The sequence below is a fragment of the Mesorhizobium sp. M2A.F.Ca.ET.037.01.1.1 genome (assembly GCF_003998075.1).
Lineage (GTDB): Bacteria > Pseudomonadota > Alphaproteobacteria > Rhizobiales > Rhizobiaceae > Mesorhizobium.
Window position 1 is genome coordinate 1 of record NZ_RZSA01000971.1, and the last position, 2,415, is coordinate 2,415.

The 2,415-nt window shown below is 66.2% G+C and carries 2 protein-coding genes; both read right to left on the reverse strand.

Going from position 1 to position 2,415, the window contains the following annotated elements; genetic code table 11:
* Nucleotides 1–1,425, reverse strand: a 1,425-nt coding sequence (locus EOA27_RS32090) for a 6-hydroxynicotinate reductase (RefSeq protein ID WP_127258208.1), incomplete at its 3' end; no start/stop codon positions are given.
* Nucleotides 1,422–2,415, reverse strand: a 994-nt coding sequence (locus EOA27_RS32095) for a molybdopterin cofactor-binding domain-containing protein (protein WP_145970675.1), incomplete at its 5' end; no start/stop codon positions are given. The genes EOA27_RS32095 and EOA27_RS32090, both read right to left, overlap by 4 nt.

Consider the following 2,415-nt stretch of genomic DNA (forward strand, 5'->3'; position numbering starts at 1 on the left):
ATCCTCGACGCCTCGGATCTCATTCTCATAGCCGCCCAGCCGGACATAATCGTCGCGGCGCATGGTGAACTCGATCGGCGCGACCAGAGCCGGCGTCGGCACATAGCCGAAGGCGCCTTCCGGCACGCGGGTGACGTCGACCATCAGCGTGATGCCGCCGCCCGGCCAGACATAGACCGGCGCGCCGCCCACCGTCACGTAGGTCCTCAAGCCCTGCACCGAGCGCGTGAGGTTGACGGGGTTTTCGGTGACGCCGGCGCGCAGCGAGCCGCCGGCGCCGCCGATGAAGAGAACGGTGCAGAGCGCCGGCTCGCAATTGTCCTCGATCAGGCCGACCGACTTCTGCAGCCGCTCCGGAAACGGTTTTTGGACCGGCTTCAGCTCGTCGTCCAGCTCGTAATAGGCGAACTGCTCGCCGGTGGTCGACACCATCAGCAGCGACAGGCCGGGGCGCGCGCCCTTCTTGGCGTTCCAGTCGCCGAGGATCGACAGCGGGTCGGAAATCGTCGTGCCGCCCCAGCCGAGGCCGGGCTCAGACACCTTGAAATAACGGCCGGGCGTCGAACGGCGGCCGATGATCTTTATGCCGGTGTCTTCCCAGCCCAGCACCTTGCCGGCCTGATGCTCCGAGACGACGCCGGTGATGTGGTCGTCGACCACAACGACTTCGTCGACGAGACCGCGCCATTGCGTGGCGAACATGCCGATGGTGGCCGAGCCGCAGCCGACGCGCATGCGGTGCTCGACCTTGCCGTCGATGACCGGCGATTTGCCGGCTTCGACGATCACCGTGGCGCCGCCGTCGATGGTGAGCTCGACCGGCTTGCGGTTGCAGAGGTTAAGCAGCGCGTCGCAAGTGGCGCGGCCTTCCTGCTTGGAGCCGCCGGTCAAATGATGGACGCCGCCTAGCGACAGCATCTGCGAGCCGTATTCGCCTGTGGTGACATGGCCGATCGCCTCGCCTTGCGAGCGCACGATTGCCGACTCGTCGCCGATATGGCGGTCGGTGTCGATCTTCACCTTGACGCCGCAGTAGGAGAATATTCCTTCGGTGACGACGGTGACGAGATCGACGCCCTCGACCTCCTGGCTGACGATGAAGGGCGCCGGCTTGTAGTCCGGATAGGTGGTTCCGGCGCCGATCGCGGTGACGAAGCGCCTTCCGGTGTTGACCAGCTCGCCGTTCCAGGCCTCGCCCTCGGCAACGAAAGGCACGACCGCGCCGCCGGTCTCGGCGGCATGGTCGAGGATGGTTAGCGGATCCATGCGCACGATGCGGCCGCCGACATTGCCGTAGCGGTCGCAGGCGCCGGTGCGTCCGTCGGCGATGTAGCACATGACCGGACAGGCATCGCAGCGGATCTTCTCCGCCACCTGCTTCTCGCCGGGATCATGGGTTTCGAAACGTTCGGCAAGCTCGCTCATCGGCGCGCCTCCTTCTCGCGGATCGCCGCCAGGATGCGGCTCGGCGTCGCCGGCACCTTGGTGACCAGGACGCCTGTGGCATGGCGGATGGCATTGAGGATCGCCGGCGCGGTGGGGATCAGCACATGCTCGCCAAGGCCCTTGGCGCCGAAGGGTCCTTCCGGATCCGGAACCTCGACCAATATGTGCTCGACCGGCGGCACGTCTCCGATGGTCGGGATGAGGTAATCGTGCAAATTCTCGGTGCGGCCGGGGATGTATTCCTCCATCAGCGCCATGCCGATGCCCTGCGCGATGCCGCCCTCGATCTGGCCTTCGACCAGCACGGGATTGATCGCCTTGCCGACATCATGCGCGGCGGTGATCTTGATGAGCTTCACGGTGCCCAGCTTGAGATCGACCTCGAGCTCGGCGATCTGCGCGCCATAGCCATAGACGGCATAGGGTTTGCCTTGCCCCTTGGCGTCGAGCGGCAGTGTGGGCGGGTCATAGGTTTCCTCGGCGGCGAAGACGAGACCGTCTGCATCGGCCTTCAGCGCCGCAAGATCGATGCGCCGCGCGGCATCGCCTTCGCGGATGGAGAGGCTGTCGCCGTCGAGCATGATCGTCGCTTCGCCCGAGACGTTGGCGTAGCGCAGGATCTTTTCGCGCAAGGCGCGGCCCGCCTTCTCCGCCGCCTTGCCCGTTACAAAAGTCTGGCGCGAGGCGGATGTTTTGCCGGCGTCGGGCGTGATGGCGGTGTCGGCGCTCTTCAGCTTGAACCTGTCCAGCGGCAGGCCGAGGGCGTCGGCGCAGATCTGGGTGATCACCGTGTTGGAGCCCTGGCCGACATCGACGGCGCCCTGGTGCAGGATCACCTCGCCGGAGGCCGAGATGCCGACCTTGATGGTGGAGGGATTGGGCAGCGAAGTGTTGCCGCAGCCATACCAGCAGGAGGCGACGCCGACGCCGCGCCCGCTTGCCGAATTGGCGGCGTTGAAGGCTTCCGCG